Source organism: Microbacterium sp. 67-17, from assembly GCF_001898325.1.
GTDB classification, from domain to species: domain Bacteria; phylum Actinomycetota; class Actinomycetes; order Actinomycetales; family Microbacteriaceae; genus Microbacterium; species Microbacterium schleiferi.
This window is the reverse complement of the sequence record NZ_MKTR01000012.1, coordinates 180,743-195,953: the sequence shown is the minus strand read 5'-3', so window position 1 is coordinate 195,953 and position 15,211 is coordinate 180,743. Positions and strand designations below refer to the sequence as shown.

Here is a 15,211-nt window from a genome sequence, read left to right as displayed (position 1 = left end):
AGAGTCAGCCGGCGCTGAGCGCGAAGATCTCGGGAGTCCGGGCGAGCTGGCGGCGCGTGCGGCGGATGTGTCCACCGAGAACACGTTCGGCTTCCTCGGTGTCACGATCGCGCAGGGCCGCGACGATGAGGTGATGCTCCTCGTGGGCGATCCGGCGGGCGTCGGGAGTCCACGATGAGACATAGCTGCGCCGATACGGCGCAGTGAGATTCCACAGTCGCACCACCAAGTCCGTGAGGTGAGACGTGTCGGCCGCGGAATAGCTGGCGTGATGAAACGCAGCGTCGAGCTCGAGGAAGGCGTCGGTGTCGTCGCCGGTGTCACTGATCCGGTCCGCGAGTTCGGCCAGCGCGCCGATCTCGTCGTCGGAGAGGCGCGGGGCGCTGTACGACAACAGCAACGGCTCAAGGCGCTCGCGCATCCGATAGATCTCTTCACACTCGGCAAGGGTCATCGTCGACACCCAGGCTCCCGCGTTGGGGACGACCGTCAGCAACCCTTCGTATTCGAGTTGTCGGATCGCCTCGCGCACCGGCACTCGACTCGCGCCGTATCGTGCAGCCAGATCCTCCTGAAGGATGCGGCTGCCGGGAGGTCGAGTGCCGTCGATGATCCCGCGACGGATGCCGTCGGCGATGCGCGCGTGAGCATCCCCGTCGCGGCTGCGTGGCCCGTCGATCGCCGGCGACGCGGCGGTCATCGGGCGGGATCCTTCGGGTGCCACAGGAGGGTCGCCGCCGTGGCCTCGTAGGCCTTGCCGGTCGGGAAGCTCACGAGCTCGAACTGCATCCCCCAGGGGCTGCGGAAGTAGAGCCACCGTTGACCGGCGGATGCTCCGGCGCTCGCGACCGGATCGCCCATGACCTCGACGCCGTGCTCACGCAGATAGCTCACGGCGGCATCCATATCGTCGACGTAGAGCGCGAGGTGGTGACCTCCGATGTCGCTGTTGCGTGGCTGTGGGGCCTGTCCGTCGGCGCTGTCGTACTGGAACACCTCGAGGTTGGTTCCACAGCCGACGCGATAGAAGCGGATCTCGCGAATCTCGGTACGCGGGTGCACGCCGAGGTGAACAGCCATCCAGTCGTCGTCCGACCGCTTGGCGTCCAGGGTGTACACGTGGATCGCGCCGAGGACATCCACGAGAAACGCGTGGGCCTCATCGAGGTCGGGAACGGTGAACCCGACGTGGTCGAGCCCACGAACTCCGGGGAGGGCCATGAGAACCTCCTTGCTCACAGGCGCCGCGGCCCGATTGTATCCAGATTCACAGGTGCTGCTCAATGAGGAGTCCGATTCCTGGCGCTCAAGCTTGAGATTGGATGCAATCAGCCGTACAGTCTCAGCAGACACACGGTCTGAACACGCAACGACGCGAGGATGGGCGAAATGCCGCGACGCAGACGACTGGAAACCGGCACCGACTGGATTCAGCTGACGACGACCGCCGCCGACTGGAAGGCTGCCGATCCAGCTCTGCTCGGGACGATGCTCGCCGAACTCCACCTCATCCGGGCTTTCGAAGAGACCGTGCTCGCGCTCGCCGCGGAAGGGCTTGTCCACGGACCGGCGCACTCCAGCATCGGCCAGGAAGGCGGCGCGGTCGGATCGATCGTGGGTCTTCGCTCGACGGATGCCGTGAACGGCTCACACCGCGGCCACCACCAGTTCCTCGCCAAGGCGCTCACGCACGTCTCCGGAGCCGCGATCGACCCCCGCGATCCGGTCACGCCCGAGATCCAGACGGTTCTGCAACGCACGCTCGCCGAGATTCTGGGGCTGGCACAGGGCTACTGTCGTGGGCGCGGGGGATCGATGCACCTGCAGTGGTTCGAAGCTGGAGCCCTCGGTACCAACGCGATCGTGGGCGGAGGCGCACCGATGGCCACGGGCAACGCATGGGCCCAGAAGCACGCCGGTACGACCGATCTGACCGTGAACTACTTCGGCGACGGCGCGAGCCAGATCGGCTCCGTGCTCGAATCGATGAACCTCGGCTCTGCGTGGAAGCTGCCGGTCTGCTTCTTCATCGAGAACAACATGTACGCGGTGTCGACGCACGTGGACGAGATCACCGCTGACACGCGACTCTCGGTGCGGGGGCAGGGCTTCTCCATCCCCGGTTGGCGGGTCGATGGAATGGACCCGCTCGCGGTCCACCTCGCGATGGTCGAGGCTGCCGAGACCATGCGCGCCGGCGGGGGCGCCACCATCATCGAGGCCGAGGTCTATCGCTACTTCCATCAGAACGGGCCCTACCCGGGGAGCGCGTTCGGCTACCGCACCAAGCAGGAGGAAGCGCAGTGGCGTGATCGCGATCCGCTGACCCGGGTCGCTGCCGAGATGCAGAAGCTCGGTCAGATCACCGACGACGACGTGACGCAGCTGCGCGCCCGGTCGCAGGTGGCGATGGATGCAGCGGTCGCTGTGCTCGTCGAGGCGGACCCCGAGCGGGAGGGGCGGCGCCGCATCCGCCCCGAGCTGTGGCCGGATCCGAGTTTCGTCGATGTCGGCATCCGCGGGGATGCCAGTGAGTTGGCGGATCTGCCCATCCTCGACGCGCCGGCGACACGCGAGATCACGTTCGTCGACGCCGTTGCGGAGGTCATGGCCCGGCGGATGGAAACCGATGAGCGGATCGTGGTGCTCGGTGAGGATGTCCACCGACTCAAGGGCGGGACGAACGGCGCGACGAAGGGATTGGCGGATCGATTCCCGGATCGGGTCGTGGGTACACCGATCAGTGAGAACGGCTTCTTCGGGCTCGCTGGTGGACTGGCGCTGGACGGGCGGTTCCGACCGGTCGTGGAGTTCATGTATCCCGACTTCATGTGGGTGGCGGCTGACCAGGTCTTCAATCAGGTCGGCAAGGCGCGGCACATGTTCGGCGGGGACAACCCTGTTCCGCTCGTGTTGCGAACCAAGGTCGCGATGGGGTCGGGATACGGCTCGCAACACCTGATGGATCCGGCTGGTCTGTTCGCGACCGCACCCGGATGGCGGATCGTTGCGCCCTCGACCGCGGCGGACTACGTCGGTCTCATGAACGCGGCGCTCGCGCTGGATGACCCGGTGCTCGTGATCGAACACGTCGATCTGTACAACACAGCATCCGCCGTGCCCGAGGGGGAGCTCGACGGCATTCTGCCCCCCGGTCATGCTGCGGTGCGCCGCGAAGGGTCGGACGTCACGATCCTCAGCTACCTCTCGATGGTCGGGCACACGCTCGAGGCCGTCGAGCAGACCGGCATCGACGCGGAGGTCATCGACCTACGATGGCTCGACCGAGCCTCGCTGGACTGGACGACCATCGAAGAGAGTGTGCGCAAGACGAACGCCGTCCTCATCGTCGAACAGGGCGCTCGCGGCACCTCCTACGGTGCGTGGCTTGCCGACGAGATCCAGCGCCGCTTGTTCGACTGGCTCGACCAGCCCGTCGAGCGAGTGACGGGAGGCGAAGCGAGCCCCAGCATCTCCCGGGTGCTCGAGCGCGCCGCCATCGCGCGGACCGAGGAGGTCATCGCCGGGCTCGACCGGGTCCGTGCCGCGTGGGGAGGCCGATGATGGCGACGATCATCCGCATGCCCGAGATCGCCACCGGTACAGGAGTCGCCGCCGTGCAAACGTGGCTGGTCACCGTCGGCGATGAGGTAGCCAAGGGGCAGCCCATCGCCGAGATCGAGACCGAGAAGGCCGTCGTCGAATACGAGGCCGAGGAAGCCGGCGTCGTTGCCGCTCTTCTCATCGCCGAGGGCGAGTCCACGAGTGTTGGTTCGTCGATCGCGGTTCTCGGGGCGCCCGGTGAATCGGCAGATGAGGCGATCGCTGCCGCGGGAGCCTTGAACGCGCGGTCACGGCCGGTCGACGGAGCGCAGGATGAGACGATGCCCGAGGCTACGCCGCCGCAGCAGACACGCTCCGCGGATGCTGCTCAGGCAGGTACGCAGACGGGAGTGGCCGCATCTGTCGACCTCGAGCCCGGCGATGGATCGGCCGGTGCCCGATCCTCGCAAGCGCGGATCTTCGCAACGCCCCTGGTTCGGCGCCTCGCACGCGAGCGAGAGATCGACCTCGCCACGATCGAGGGTACGGGGCCCAACGGACGCATTGTGCGGCGCGACCTCGACGGCGCCCCCGCCGTCTCCGAGGCCGCTGAACCTGCAGCGGCGCCTGTGGTGGCATCCACGGACGCGCCGTCCACCGACATCCCCCACACCGGTATGCGGCGCGCCATCGCGCGTCGACTGACCGAAAGCAAGACGACGGTGCCGCACTTCTACCTCGTCGCGCACTGCCGGGTGGACGCGCTGCTCGAGCTGCGTCGCCAGATCAACGCGGCAGACGTCGGCAAGGTGTCGGTCAACGATCTGGTCGTGAAGGCTGTCGCCGCTGCGCTGCGCGAGGTCCCCGAAGCCAACGCGATCTGGACACCCGATGCGACGCGGCGGTTCTCTTCGGTGGACATCGCGGTAGCAGTATCGGTCGACGGGGGTCTTCTCACACCCGTCGTGCGCGGAGTCGATCGGATGCCGCTGAGCGAACTGAGCGCCACGGTCCGTGACCTCGCCGACCGTGCCCGGGCCGGGCGGATCAAGCAGCACGAACTCGAGGGCGGCTCGTTCTCGGTGTCGAACCTCGGGATGTACGGGATCAGCGAGTTCTCCGCGATCCTGAACCCACCCCAGGCAGGCATCCTCGCTGTCGGTGTGGCGGAGAAACGGCCGGTCGTGGGTGCTGATGACACCATCGAGGTCGCCACGATGATGACCGTGACGCTCTCGGCCGATCACCGGGTGCTCGACGGTGCTCTGGCGGCGCAATGGCTTACCGCTTTCCAGCGCCGGATCGAGAACCCGGTCTCGATCCTCATCTGAGTGCTGCTTCGCGCGGGACTTGCATCCGCGCGAAGATGGAGTACGGCGAGCAGTGCCCGGGGTTGGTTCCCCGGGCGGCCCTCTGCCGCTCCATCGACGGAAGGATCACCATGGCCCGCATCGCAGTACTCGGAGGAACCGGCTACGCCGGATCACACATCGTGAAGGAAGCGGTTGATCGCGGTCACACTGTTGTTTCCGTCGCGCGGGTCGCGCCGGCAGAGCGGGTCCACGGTGCCACGTACATCGAGGGGACCCTGCTCGATATCCCGGGTCTTGTTGCGGAGCTCGCAGGCGTCGATGTCATCGTAGGCGCGATCCCCGGTCGCGGAGACATGCTCGGCAAGGTGCGCCCTGCGATCCAGCAGTTGCTGTCGGTGCTCCCCGGCGACGTGCGCATCGGCATCATCGGTGGCGCAGGTGGGAGCCTCGTCGCTCCCGGTGGGCCGCGTGTGATCGACAGCGGCTTCCCCCGATGAGTTCAAACCCGAAGCGCAGGAGGCCATCGACATCCTGGAGGATCTGCAGGCCGACACCTCTGGTCGTGACTGGTTCTTCATCCACCCGGCCGGTGGCTTCGGCGCGTGGAACCCGGGGGAGCGCACGGGGACCTACCGCACCGGCGGTGACGTCATCGTCACGGATGCCGACGGCGAATCCTTCATCTCGGGAGCCGACCTTGCCGTCGCGGTGCTCGATGAGATCGAGAACCCGCAGCACGTGCGCGGCCGCTTCACCGTCGGCTACTGAGCCGACGCATCTCAGACCAGGTCGCGCCAGTCGGTCGGACCGGTTGACGGGCTGGAACTGATCGGGATGGCATCCGTCACGATCGGGATGGCGAGGGTGTCGGTGGGCGGGCCCATCACCGTTGCTTCGTCGCGGCGGAATCTCAGCACATCGTCGATGTAGCTGGTGACGGCCTCGGCAACGGGGACCGACTGCCCGCGGGCCTGCGACATGTACCACCGGTGCTCGAGGAACTGGTGGTACACCTCAGCCGGTTCGAGCTTGGAGCGCAGGTCGAAGGGGATTGCCCGGATGACGGGCTCGAAGACCCGGGTGAGCCACTCGTGGGCGACCATCTCTTCGTCATCGCCCGCGCGTGAGCCGCGCGCCTGGAACTCGTCGAGGTCGTTGAGCAGTCGCCGAGCCTGGTTCTCCTCGACGTCGAGCCCGGTGAGACGGATGAGGCGACGCTGGTGGTGTCCGGCATCCACGACCTTCGGCTGGATGGACACTCGGGTACCGTCGGCTGTCGTCTGCATCGACATCTCGCCGATATCGAAGCCGAGCTCGTTGAGTCGTTCGACGCGCTCGGTGATGCGCCAGGCTTCGCGCGCTTCGAACGTCTCGATCTCGGTGAGCTCGCGCCACAGCGACCGGTAAGCGCTCATGATGCCGTCGGCGATCTCAACGGCATCCACCCCGCCCTCAAGACGCCCCCCGGCCTCCAGATCCATGATCTCGCCGGCGATGTTGGTGCGCGCCACGTCAAGGTCATGCTCGCGCTGCCCTGCCGTGAGCCCGCTCTCGTGCAGCTCACCGGTCTCGGCATCAACGAGGTACGCCGCGAAGGCTCCAGCATCGCGGCGGAAGAGTGTGTTCGACAGCGACACGTCGCCCCAGAAGAATCCGACGTTGTGGAGGCGGACCAGGAGCACCGCGAGGGCGTCGACGAGGCGGGTTGCCGTTGTCGGTCGCAGGACCTGCGTGAACAGCGCCCGGTAGGGGAGGGAGAACTTCAGATGAGAGGTCACCAGGGCAGCCGGCAACGGTTCGCCGTTCTCGTCACGGCGCCCGGCGATCACGGCAACACGGTCGACGCACGGCGCATCCAGCCGGTCGAGGTTGCCGAGCATGTCATATTCACGCCGCGCCATCTCCTCGGTGGTCTCCTTGATGGCCACCACACGGCCCGACAGACTCGCAAACCGCACGGTGTGTCGTGAGATGCCCTTCGGGAGCGACACGATCGTCTCGGACGGCCACTCCACGAGCGGCACCGACCACGGCAGGGTCAGAAGGCCAGGGTCGACGGTGCTCGCGGTGATCGAGAGCTGCGTGGACGACATCCGTTTCTCCGCATCCGGGGCTTACGTGCGTGACGGCGCGGACGTCTGAGACATCCGCGCCGTCACGAGGTAGTGGTGATCAGGCCGAGGCGACGGCCTTCTCGGACAAGCGCTCGCCCGACTCGATGTCGAACAGGTGAACGTGGTCGAGAATCGGCGCCAACACGACGGTCTCGCCCGCGTTCGGGTGGTTACGGCCGTCGACGCGAGCGACGATGTCCGTCCGCTTGCCGTCGATCTCCGAGTGGCCATACAGGTAGCCGTCGGCGCCGAGCTCTTCCACGAGGTCCACGACCACCGAGAGGCCCTTGCCATCGGCAGGGGACACGTCGATGTCCTCGGGGCGGACGCCGATCGTCAGCTCCTTACCGGTGGCCTTGGCGAGCACATCGCGCTCGACAGGGACCAGGTGTGTGCCGAAGTTGACACCGCCCTCGACGACGTCGACCGGGAAGAGGTTCATGGCGGGGGAGCCGATGAAGCCGGCGACGAACACGTTCTTCGGGGCCTCGTACAGGTCACGCGGGCTGCCGACCTGCTGCAGGATGCCGTCCTTGAGGACCGCGATCCGGTCACCCATCGTGAGGGCTTCGGTCTGGTCGTGGGTCACGTAGACGGTCGTGACGCCGAGGCGTCGCTGCAGCGACGCGATCTGCGTACGGGTCTGCACACGCAGCTTCGCGTCGAGGTTCGACAGCGGCTCGTCCATGAGGAATACCTGGGGCTGACGCACGATGGCGCGGCCCATGGCGACACGCTGACGCTGACCACCCGAGAGGGCCTTGGGCTTGCGGTCGAGGTACTGCTCGAGGTCGAGGAGCTTGGCTGCCTCGAGAACGCGCGAGGCGCGCTCATCCTTGTTGACGCCGGCGATCTTCAGGGCGAAGCCCATGTTCTCGGCGACCGTCATGTGGGGGTACAGCGCGTAGTTCTGGAACACCATCGCGATGTCGCGGTCCTTCGGCGGAACGTCGGTGACGTCGCGCTCGCCGATGCGGATGTGGCCCGAGTTGACCTCTTCGAGGCCGGCGAGCATGCGCAGCGAGGTGGACTTACCGCAACCCGAGGGGCCGACCAGAACGAGGAACTCGCCGTCGCCCACTTCGAGGTTGAGTTTGTCGACTGCCGGGCGGGTTCCGCCAGGGTAGAGGCGGGTTGCGTTGTCAAAGGTGACTGACGCCATTTCTTCTTCTCCTTCACCGGCAGGTACGTGCCGGACGATCCGTTGTGAGGATGAGCGGGGGCTTGGCCCGCACGCCCGTCATCGGGCGCATCGCTCAGTATGCCACTCCCACCTGGGAGCGGCCACCGAGCGGGCCCCGCCGTCAGTGACCGTCGCGCCAGGAATGTTGCGGCGCGTACCCCAGCATCCTTCTCGCCTTCTCGATCGACAGCAGCGTCTCGTTCGGGCCGACCTCGCGAGCGACCGGTACGTCGGGGAAGACCTCGGCCAGCAGCTCGGCGTTCGGACGCGACATCACGGTGTCGGCGGCGGCGATGATGTACTGCTCGAATCCGATGGGCGCGACCTCGAGCGCACGCTCGATGGCCTGCGAGCCGTCGCGCGCGTCGATGTAGCCCCACAGATTCCACTTGCGCGCCCGTGCATCATCATCGAAGCCGGGGAAAGCCGCGTAATCCTCCCGAACCATGACGTTCGAGAACCGAAGCGCCGTGATCGACAGATCGGGATGCCACCGCACCAGTTCCCGCGCCATCCGCTCTTCGAGGGTCTTCACGAGCGAATACACGCTCTCGGGGCGCGGCTCGTACTCCTCGTCGACCGGAACGTACGGCGGCGGCACGTCGAAGGGCAGGCCCAGAACGGTCTCGCTGGAGGCGTACACGAGGCGTCGGATGCCGAGCCTGACGCTCGCCCAGAAGACGTTGAAGGTCGCCGCCATGTTGTTGTGGAAGACCGCCACCTCGGAGCGGATGCCGGGTGCCGGGATGGCGGCGAGATGAACGACAGCATCCAGTGCGCGCTCATCCCGGTCGCCCAGGCCCGCGAGCGCATCGACCACCTGCCCGTAGTCAGTGAGGTCGACCTGCAGGAAGCGTGGCTGAGGGCGGCCCGCGATATCGAAACCGATCACCTCGTGCCCCGCTGCGCTCAGCTCCCGAACGACAACGCTTCCGAGCTTTCCGGTCGAGCCGGTCACCACGATTCTCATGACCCCAGCCTTACACGGCCGATCGCGGGGGCGGCGGGTGCGATCGTCACCTGATGTTCACCCCGACGTGGCGCCACGGCTCGTGCTTCGCCCTCTCGTGGGTGAGAATGCGAACACGGCGCGGACGATGCGAACCGCGCCGTCGGAGGCTGCCATGTTCGAGAACGTCCCCGCCGGCGATATGCGGGCCTACATCGAGTACCTGCGCGAGAACGGCTACACCGTGCGCGACGGGCACACCCCAGACCCCGACCTGATCGACCCCCAGGGCAATCCCGTCTACACGTGGCAGGAGGGGTATCCGTACGCCGACCGCATGACCCGCGACGAGTACGAGCTCGAGAAGTATCGCCTGCAGGTCGAGCTGCTGAAGTTCCAGTACTGGCTCGACGACACCGGTGGCCGGGCCATCATCCTGTTCGAGGGGCGGGATGCCGCCGGGAAGGGCGGCACGATCAAACGGTTCACCGAGCACCTCAACCCCCGATCTGCGCGGGTCGTGGCGCTGGCCAAGCCCAGCGATCGCGAGCAGGGACAGTGGTACTACCAGCGCTACATCCAGCACTTCCCGACATCCGGCGAGATCGTCATGTTCGACAGGTCTTGGTACAACCGAGCCGGTGTCGAGCGGGTCATGGGGTTCTGCTCGGATGCCGAGTACGAGACGTTCATGGAGCAGACTCCCTCCTTCGAACGGATGCTAGTGGAATCCGGCATCCATCTGACGAAGTTCTGGTTCTCGGTCTCGCGCACCGAGCAGCGCACGCGGTTCGCGCTGCGTCAACTCGACCCGGTGCGCCGCTGGAAGTTATCGCCCATGGACATCGCCTCGCTGGACAAGTGGACCGAGTACACGGTCGCGAAGGAGGAGATGTTCCGCCGTACTGACAAGAAGTACGCGCCCTGGACGATCATCCGCTCCAACGACAAGAAGCGCGCTCGGGTCAACGCGATGAAGTTCTTCCTCGGGCAGTTCGACTACGACGACAAGGATCTCGAGGTCGTGGGAACGCCCGACCCGTTGCTGGTGATGCGCGGTAAACAGGAAGATGCCGACGAGTAGTCGCTGCGTCCGAACCGCGCAGCTTCCCGGGAAAATCACACCGGAACGGGCGTCATGTCTGGGCTTTTCCCAGGCTCTCTGGCTAGCATCGTGGGCGGTGGTCGTCACCTGAGCGGCACCCCCCGGCCGTCAGCACGGCCCCCTGTCGGGTACGGCCCGACCCCTGTTGTGTGAAGAGGTTTCATGTCGAGCGATCAGACGCCCAGCGGCGAGCAGCCTACGGCGCCCGAGGCTCGCGACCGTCGCGAGGCGGTCCGCGAGAAAGCGCAGCTGGTTCACGCGAAGCAGACGCGAGCGCGCCGCATCCGTGCCGGGATCATCGGCGTGGGAATCGTCGCTGTCGTCGCTGTCATCGCCGTCTCAGTTACCTGGGCGGTGACATCGACCACATCGACGAGCGCGCTCAGCCCCGCCGCCGCCAAGGCCGACGGATTCGCCGTGACCGACGTCGGTGGCCTGGTCGTCGCGCAGGAGGGCGTCAATGACAGCACCTCCACTGAGGCCGGCGCGACAACCACTGCGACGCCCGAGCCGACCCCAGTCGCCACCGAGGCTCCCGAGATCGAGATCCGGGTTTACGTCGACTACCTCTCGACCGGCTCAGCCGAGTTCCAGCTTGCCAACGCGGCGCAGCTGTCGACGTGGGTCAACGAGGGCGCGGTCAGTCTGACCTACTACCCGGTGGCGATGCTCACAGCGAAGTCCAACGGCACGAAGTACTCACTGCGCGCCGCGGCGGCGTCCGCATGCGTTGCCACCCACGCCCCCGAAGCGTTCTTCAAGTTCAACAATGCGTTGCTCGAGCAGCAGCCGGATGTCGACGCGGACGGATACTCCGACACCGAACTTGCCGACATTGCGCAGGCATCCGGTGTTTCAAGCCCCAAGGTCGTGCGGGCGTGCATCGAAAACGGCGACTTCCTTTCGTGGGCCAAGAAGGCAACGGAACGAGCGGTCGAGGCGATCCCCGACACCGACGGCGTGCAGCTCACCGGCACACCGCTCGTGCTCGTCAACGGATCCGTCTACGTGGGTGCGCTCGACAACCCGAAAGAGTTTGCCCAGTTCGTGCTGACGATCGATTCCGACGCGTACTACCAGACCCCGTCGCCGACACCGACGCCCACCCCCTGAGACGGGGAGCACCTCGGCGCCCCGATAGACTGGGCGCTCTGCCGACGTGGCGCAATTGGTAGCGCACCCGACTTGTAATCGGGCGGTTACGGGTTCAAGTCCCGTCGTCGGCTCCAAACTCTTCTCCGTCTAGCGGGCGCCGTATTCGGATGCCGACCGGACGTTGTCATCGGGCGGTTACGGGTTCACGTCCCGTCGTCGGCTCCAAACTCTTCTCCGTCTAGCGGGCGCCGTATTCGGATGCCGACCGGACGTTGTCATCGGGCGGTTACGGGTTCACGTCCCGTCGTCGGCTCCACACGCGCCCCGTCCGGCAGAATGAACCGGTGACGTCCGGCAGAGCAGCGACGGCCCTCGGGCTCCTCGGTACTGCCCTCGTCGGTGCGCTCACGGCGCTCCAGGTTCGGGCGAACGGGCAACTCGGTCACCGCATTGACGACAGCACTCTCGCAGCGGCGTTCTCGTTCGGTTCCGGCCTCGTGCTCATCGCCGTCATCGCCGCACTCACGCCCGCGGGCCGCCGCGGGCTCGGCGCGCTGCGTGATGGCATCCGCGGTGGCGGCATCCGATGGTGGATGCTGGCGGGCGGCCTTGCGGGAGCCTTCACAGTGTCCAGCCAGAGCATCACCGCGGGCATCATCGGTGTGTCCCTGTTCACGGTCGGATTCGTGGCAGGTCAGATCGTCTTCGGCGTCGTGATCGACCGCATCGGTTACGGTCCGTCCGGCGTGGTGCCGGTCACGATTCGGCGCGTCGTCGGCGGCGCCGTCGCCCTTCTCGCCGTGGCGATATCGGTGACCGGCGGAAACCTCACTGGCGTTCCCTGGTGGATGCTGCTCTTGCCGTTCCTCGCCGGGGGCGGCGTTGCCTGGCAGCAGGCCACGAACGGTCGGCTTCGCGGCGCGACCGGCTCAGCGATAGCTGCGACGGCGGTCAACTTCGTCGGCGGAACGATCGCACTCGTGCTGATCGCTGCCGTTCACGTTGCGGTCGTCGGGTTGCCTGAGCGGTGGCCGAGCGATCCGTGGCCCTACACGGGCGGAGCGCTGGGAGTCGGCTACATCCTGCTATCTGCTGCTCTTGTGCGCCGGACGGGCGTCCTGTTGCTCGTGCTCGGCTCGGTGGTCGGGCAGCTCGCGACGGCTCTTGTTCTGGATGCGATCTGGCCGGCGCCGGCGAGCCCCGGCCTGGGACACGAGGTGTTGGTGGCTCTCGTCGCCGTCGTATCGGTTGCCATCGTGGTCGTGCCGTGGCCTCACGCGCGGCCCGGGGCGCGAGCGTGAGGCCGGCGGGCCGTCAGGACTCTTCGGGTGTGAAGGTCAGCGCAATCGAGTTCATGCAGTAGCGGTCGCCCGTGGGCGTGCCGAACCCGTCGGGGAAGACGTGCCCGAGGTGGGAGCCGCACTGCGCACACCGCACCTCGGTGCGCACCATGCCGTGGGTGCGGTCTTCGATGAGTTCGACAGCTTCGGGGCGAACCGACTCGTAGAAGCTCGGCCACCCGCAGTGCGAGTCGAACTTCGTGCCACTCTTGAACAGCTCGTTTCCGCAGGCGGCGCAGGCGTACAGGCCGGCGCGACTCTCGTCGAGCAGCTCACCGGTCCAGGGACGCTCGGTTGCTGCTTCGCGCAACACCGCGTACTGATCGGCGCTGAGCTCTGCGCGCCACTCGGACTCGGACTTCTCGGTGCGATAGGACATTGTTCCTCCTTACCCAAGTCAACACGAAGTCGTGACGGACTGTTCCGCTCGACGTCGCAGATTGGCCGTGAATCCGGCGCGCCAGCCTCGGTCGCAACGGCGCAGCATCCGTGCGACACCCCGGCTCGTGGCATCCGCTGCCGGCGTGTCGTGCGTGTCGTTCGCCGTTGCGACGAGGGATAGGACGAGGGAGGTGACCCGGGATGCGGCACCGACCGGATGCGGCCTGTTCCAGAATGGGGGCATGGTGTCATCCCCGGATGCCGAGGCCGGCCGCGTCGCTGAGCGATACCGCCGTTTCGCGGCCGAGGAAGCGCCGGGCCGCTCTGATCTGTATGAGGAATGGGCCTCAGGTGTGGCGGCCGATACTGACACGCAGCTGCTGCTCGCGCGTATCCCCGCCGATCGGCGACAGCCTCCGCTCGTGTTCGCGGTGACCAGGATGCTGGGAGCGGCGGAGGGCGGCTACGCGGCGTGGGCGCAGTGGCTGGCGGCCAACATCGACGAGGTCGCGGCCGAGTGCGTCGCGCGCGGGCTGCAGACCAACGAGCCGCTGCGATGCGCGGCTCTCCTGCCGGCGCTGAGCCTCATCGACGGCCCGATCGCGCTCCTCGAGGTCGGCGCGAGCGCGGGACTGTGTCTCTACCCCGATCGATACTCCTACCGGTACGAGAACGGACAGGACCTCGACCCGGCCGGTGGCCCATCGCCCGTTGTGCTTCGTAGCGGCGCCCGGGGCCTGCCACGTCTGCGTCTGCCGGAGGTCGTGTGGCGTGCCGGTATCGACCTTGCGCCACTGGACGCGGCATCCGACATCGACCGACGGTTTCTGACCTCGCTCGTCTGGCCGGGGGAGGAGGGGAGACGCGAGCGGATCGTCGCGGCGCTCGACGTCGTGCGTGGGGAACCCCCGACGCTCATGTCAGGAGACGCCATCGCCGACGGCATCCTCGCGGAGCTTGCAGCCGAAGCACCCGGCGACGCCACGCTGGTCGTGACCACGCCCGGGGTGCTGCCCCACATCGCCCGGGCCGGACGCATGCAGCTCTGCAACCACATAGACGCAGTTCGCTCCGCCCGCCCCGGCACGCACTGGCTCTCGATCGATCCGCCTGGGCTTCACGACCGCTGGGGTGCGGATGCCGCGAGTTGGCCCGGCTTCGTCTTGGGTATGGACGAGCGCGCGCTCGCCGTCGTTGACCCACTCGGCGCGTGGGTGGAGTGGCGCGCACCGGATGTCGGCGCTCGCCGATAACCTCTCACCGTGCCCCTGAACGAGCGTGAGCGCGCGATCCTCGACTTCGAGTCGTCGTGTCGGCTTCGCGGCTGGGCAAAAGAAGAGCAGATCCGCCAGACGTTAGGTATGTCGCCGGCCCGCTACTACCAGTTGCTGGTGCGGATGCTGGATTCGGTCGATGCGCAGGCATACGACCCGCTGCTCATGGGACGACTGCGCAGGCTCCGGGAGAACGCCCGGGGAAGCAAGCGCTCCGGTCCAGCGAGCGGGGACTCTGCCGGGCGGACACGCACGGTTTCGGTAGGCGGCATCGGTACGATCGTCTGATGCCGACCTCCGAGTTCCCGCGCGATCGATTCGACGACCTGCCCGAGGACGTCGGTCGGGTCGGTGCGCACCGCGCGGAGCAGCCACACATGCGCGGCGGAGTCGTCTTCTTCTGGGCGGCGCTGGCCACCGTCATCCTGATCGCTGTCGGTATCTTCGCAATGTTCGTGGTTTCGGGGCGCATCGTGCTGTTTCCTGAACCCGCTCCCGAACCCACCCCGACGGTCACGGTGGACCCCGTCGTCGACACGTCCTATTCGATCCTGATCCTCAACGCGACGCCCGAGACCGGGCTTGCCACGCAGCTGAAAGACCAGCTCATCGCAGCCGGGTGGGTCCCCGAGACCGTTCTGGCCGGGCAGGCCGGAACCGACGACTTCCCCGAGACGACGGTCTACTACGCGACGGACGCCGACTACGCGGCCGCCTTGGGGCTCGCGAACGTCATCGGCGGGGCCGCGGTTGCGCAAAGCACCATTTATCAGCCGACCGACGACCCCGCGACCGAGGCCGACGAAGGCGCCACGAAGCAACTCACGATCGTCATCGGCCTCGACCGAACCGCGGCCGGTGTCCCCACTGCCGAGCCGACGAACTGACCGGCGCGGCCCGCGTGTTTCCGGGCC

Annotated in this window: 14 protein-coding genes, 1 tRNA gene and 1 pseudogene; 10 read left to right on the top strand and 6 right to left on the bottom strand. The window is 67.0% G+C overall.

Features of this window, described 5'->3' with window-relative positions; translation table 11 throughout:
- Positions 1 to 4: 4 nt before the first annotated feature.
- Positions 5 to 700: a GntR family transcriptional regulator gene (locus BGO47_RS04995; RefSeq protein WP_292709132.1), complete on the bottom strand. Its 696-nt coding sequence runs from the start codon at positions 698 to 700 to the stop codon at positions 5 to 7.
- A complete protein-coding gene (locus tag BGO47_RS04990; protein ID WP_292709131.1) occupies positions 697 to 1,221 on the bottom strand; it encodes a VOC family protein in 525 nt (174 codons plus the stop codon). The genes BGO47_RS04995 and BGO47_RS04990 overlap by 4 nt, the downstream gene beginning before the upstream one ends.
- 168 nt (positions 1,222 to 1,389) lie before the next feature.
- Here BGO47_RS04990 and BGO47_RS04985 point away from each other — a divergent pair, with 168 nt between their 5' ends.
- From BGO47_RS04985 to BGO47_RS04975, 3 genes and pseudogenes are all read left to right on the top strand, one after another.
- Positions 1,390 to 3,564 carry an alpha-ketoacid dehydrogenase subunit alpha/beta gene (locus BGO47_RS04985; RefSeq protein ID WP_292709129.1) on the top strand — a complete coding sequence of 725 codons (2,175 nt, stop codon included), beginning with the start codon at positions 1,390 to 1,392 and terminating at the stop codon, positions 3,562 to 3,564.
- Positions 3,564 to 4,874 (top strand): dihydrolipoamide acetyltransferase family protein, encoded by a 1,311-nt coding sequence (locus BGO47_RS04980; protein ID WP_292709127.1) that lies wholly within the window; start codon positions 3,564 to 3,566, stop codon positions 4,872 to 4,874. The genes BGO47_RS04985 and BGO47_RS04980 overlap by 1 nt, the downstream gene beginning before the upstream one ends.
- 110 nt (positions 4,875 to 4,984) lie before the next feature.
- Positions 4,985 to 5,624, top strand: a pseudogene (locus tag BGO47_RS04975) (NAD(P)H-binding protein).
- An 11-nt stretch (positions 5,625 to 5,635) separates the two neighbouring features.
- Here BGO47_RS04975 and BGO47_RS04970 read toward each other — a convergent pair.
- The 3 genes from BGO47_RS04970 to BGO47_RS04960 form a co-directional block, all read right to left on the bottom strand.
- A complete protein-coding gene (locus tag BGO47_RS04970) occupies positions 5,636 to 6,949 on the bottom strand; it encodes a DUF4032 domain-containing protein (protein WP_292709125.1) in 1,314 nt (437 codons plus the stop codon).
- Positions 6,950 to 7,028: 79 nt separating this feature from the next.
- Positions 7,029 to 8,132 (bottom strand): sn-glycerol-3-phosphate ABC transporter ATP-binding protein UgpC, encoded by a 1,104-nt coding sequence (gene ugpC / locus BGO47_RS04965; RefSeq protein ID WP_292709123.1) that lies wholly within the window; start codon positions 8,130 to 8,132, stop codon positions 7,029 to 7,031.
- Positions 8,133 to 8,274: 142 nt separating this feature from the next.
- On the bottom strand, positions 8,275 to 9,123 hold the full coding sequence (locus tag BGO47_RS04960; RefSeq protein ID WP_292709122.1) for an NAD(P)-dependent oxidoreductase: 849 nt from the start codon (positions 9,121 to 9,123) through the stop codon (positions 8,275 to 8,277).
- 154 nt (positions 9,124 to 9,277) lie between these two features.
- On the opposite strand from BGO47_RS04960, the gene ppk2 reads away from it, so the two are divergent.
- The 4 genes from ppk2 (at position 9,278) to BGO47_RS04940 (ending at position 12,603) form a co-directional block, all read left to right on the top strand.
- Complete coding sequence (ppk2, locus tag BGO47_RS04955; protein WP_292709120.1) at positions 9,278 to 10,186, top strand: polyphosphate kinase 2; 909 nt, start codon at positions 9,278 to 9,280, stop codon at positions 10,184 to 10,186.
- 183 nt (positions 10,187 to 10,369) lie between these two features.
- On the top strand, positions 10,370 to 11,320 hold the full coding sequence (locus BGO47_RS04950; RefSeq protein ID WP_292709118.1) for a thioredoxin domain-containing protein: 951 nt from the start codon (positions 10,370 to 10,372) through the stop codon (positions 11,318 to 11,320).
- A gap of 40 nt (positions 11,321 to 11,360) precedes the next feature.
- Positions 11,361 to 11,436 (top strand) — tRNA-Thr (locus BGO47_RS04945).
- Positions 11,437 to 11,646: 210 nt separating this feature from the next.
- Positions 11,647 to 12,603: a DMT family transporter gene (locus BGO47_RS04940; protein WP_292709116.1), complete on the top strand. Its 957-nt coding sequence runs from the start codon at positions 11,647 to 11,649 to the stop codon at positions 12,601 to 12,603.
- Between the two features lie 13 nt (positions 12,604 to 12,616).
- On the opposite strand, the gene msrB is transcribed toward BGO47_RS04940, so the two are convergent.
- Entirely contained in the window at positions 12,617 to 13,021 is a 405-nt protein-coding gene (gene msrB, locus BGO47_RS04935) for a peptide-methionine (R)-S-oxide reductase MsrB (RefSeq protein WP_292709114.1), read from the bottom strand.
- A 244-nt stretch (positions 13,022 to 13,265) separates the two neighbouring features.
- Here msrB and BGO47_RS04930 point away from each other — a divergent pair, with 244 nt between their 5' ends.
- From BGO47_RS04930 to BGO47_RS04920, 3 genes are read left to right on the top strand one after another with little or no spacing between them, the layout of a single operon-like run.
- Positions 13,266 to 14,276 (top strand): DUF2332 domain-containing protein, encoded by a 1,011-nt coding sequence (locus BGO47_RS04930; RefSeq protein ID WP_292709112.1) that lies wholly within the window; start codon positions 13,266 to 13,268, stop codon positions 14,274 to 14,276.
- 9 nt (positions 14,277 to 14,285) lie between these two features.
- Positions 14,286 to 14,585 carry a DUF3263 domain-containing protein gene (locus BGO47_RS04925; RefSeq protein ID WP_292709110.1) on the top strand — a complete coding sequence of 100 codons (300 nt, stop codon included), beginning with the start codon at positions 14,286 to 14,288 and terminating at the stop codon, positions 14,583 to 14,585.
- On the top strand, positions 14,585 to 15,184 hold the full coding sequence (locus BGO47_RS04920) for a LytR C-terminal domain-containing protein (RefSeq protein WP_292709108.1): 600 nt from the start codon (positions 14,585 to 14,587) through the stop codon (positions 15,182 to 15,184). Before BGO47_RS04925 ends, BGO47_RS04920 begins: the two co-directional genes overlap by 1 nt.
- The last annotated feature ends 27 nt before the right edge of the window (positions 15,185 to 15,211 follow it).

Excerpts from the sequence above, each read along its gene's own strand:
- msrB (WP_292709114.1), bottom strand. The coding sequence starts at position 13,021 with ATGTCCTATCGCACCGAGAAGTCCGAGTCCGAGTGGCGCGCAGAGCTC.
- ppk2 (WP_292709120.1), top strand. The coding sequence starts at position 9,278 with ATGTTCGAGAACGTCCCCGCCGGCGATATGCGGGCCTACATCGAGTAC.
- BGO47_RS04995 (WP_292709132.1), bottom strand. The coding sequence starts at position 700 with ATGACCGCCGCGTCGCCGGCGATCGACGGGCCACGCAGCCGCGACGGG.
- BGO47_RS04970 (WP_292709125.1), bottom strand. The coding sequence starts at position 6,949 with ATGTCGTCCACGCAGCTCTCGATCACCGCGAGCACCGTCGACCCTGGC.
- BGO47_RS04920 (WP_292709108.1), top strand. The coding sequence starts at position 14,585 with ATGCCGACCTCCGAGTTCCCGCGCGATCGATTCGACGACCTGCCCGAG.
- BGO47_RS04960 (WP_292709122.1), bottom strand. The coding sequence starts at position 9,123 with ATGAGAATCGTGGTGACCGGCTCGACCGGAAAGCTCGGAAGCGTTGTC.
- BGO47_RS04985 (WP_292709129.1), top strand. The coding sequence starts at position 1,390 with ATGCCGCGACGCAGACGACTGGAAACCGGCACCGACTGGATTCAGCTG.
- BGO47_RS04950 (WP_292709118.1), top strand. The coding sequence starts at position 10,370 with ATGTCGAGCGATCAGACGCCCAGCGGCGAGCAGCCTACGGCGCCCGAG.
- BGO47_RS04930 (WP_292709112.1), top strand. The coding sequence starts at position 13,266 with ATGGTGTCATCCCCGGATGCCGAGGCCGGCCGCGTCGCTGAGCGATAC.
- BGO47_RS04990 (WP_292709131.1), bottom strand. The coding sequence starts at position 1,221 with ATGGCCCTCCCCGGAGTTCGTGGGCTCGACCACGTCGGGTTCACCGTT.
- BGO47_RS04980 (WP_292709127.1), top strand. The coding sequence starts at position 3,564 with ATGGCGACGATCATCCGCATGCCCGAGATCGCCACCGGTACAGGAGTC.
- ugpC (WP_292709123.1), bottom strand. The coding sequence starts at position 8,132 with ATGGCGTCAGTCACCTTTGACAACGCAACCCGCCTCTACCCTGGCGGA.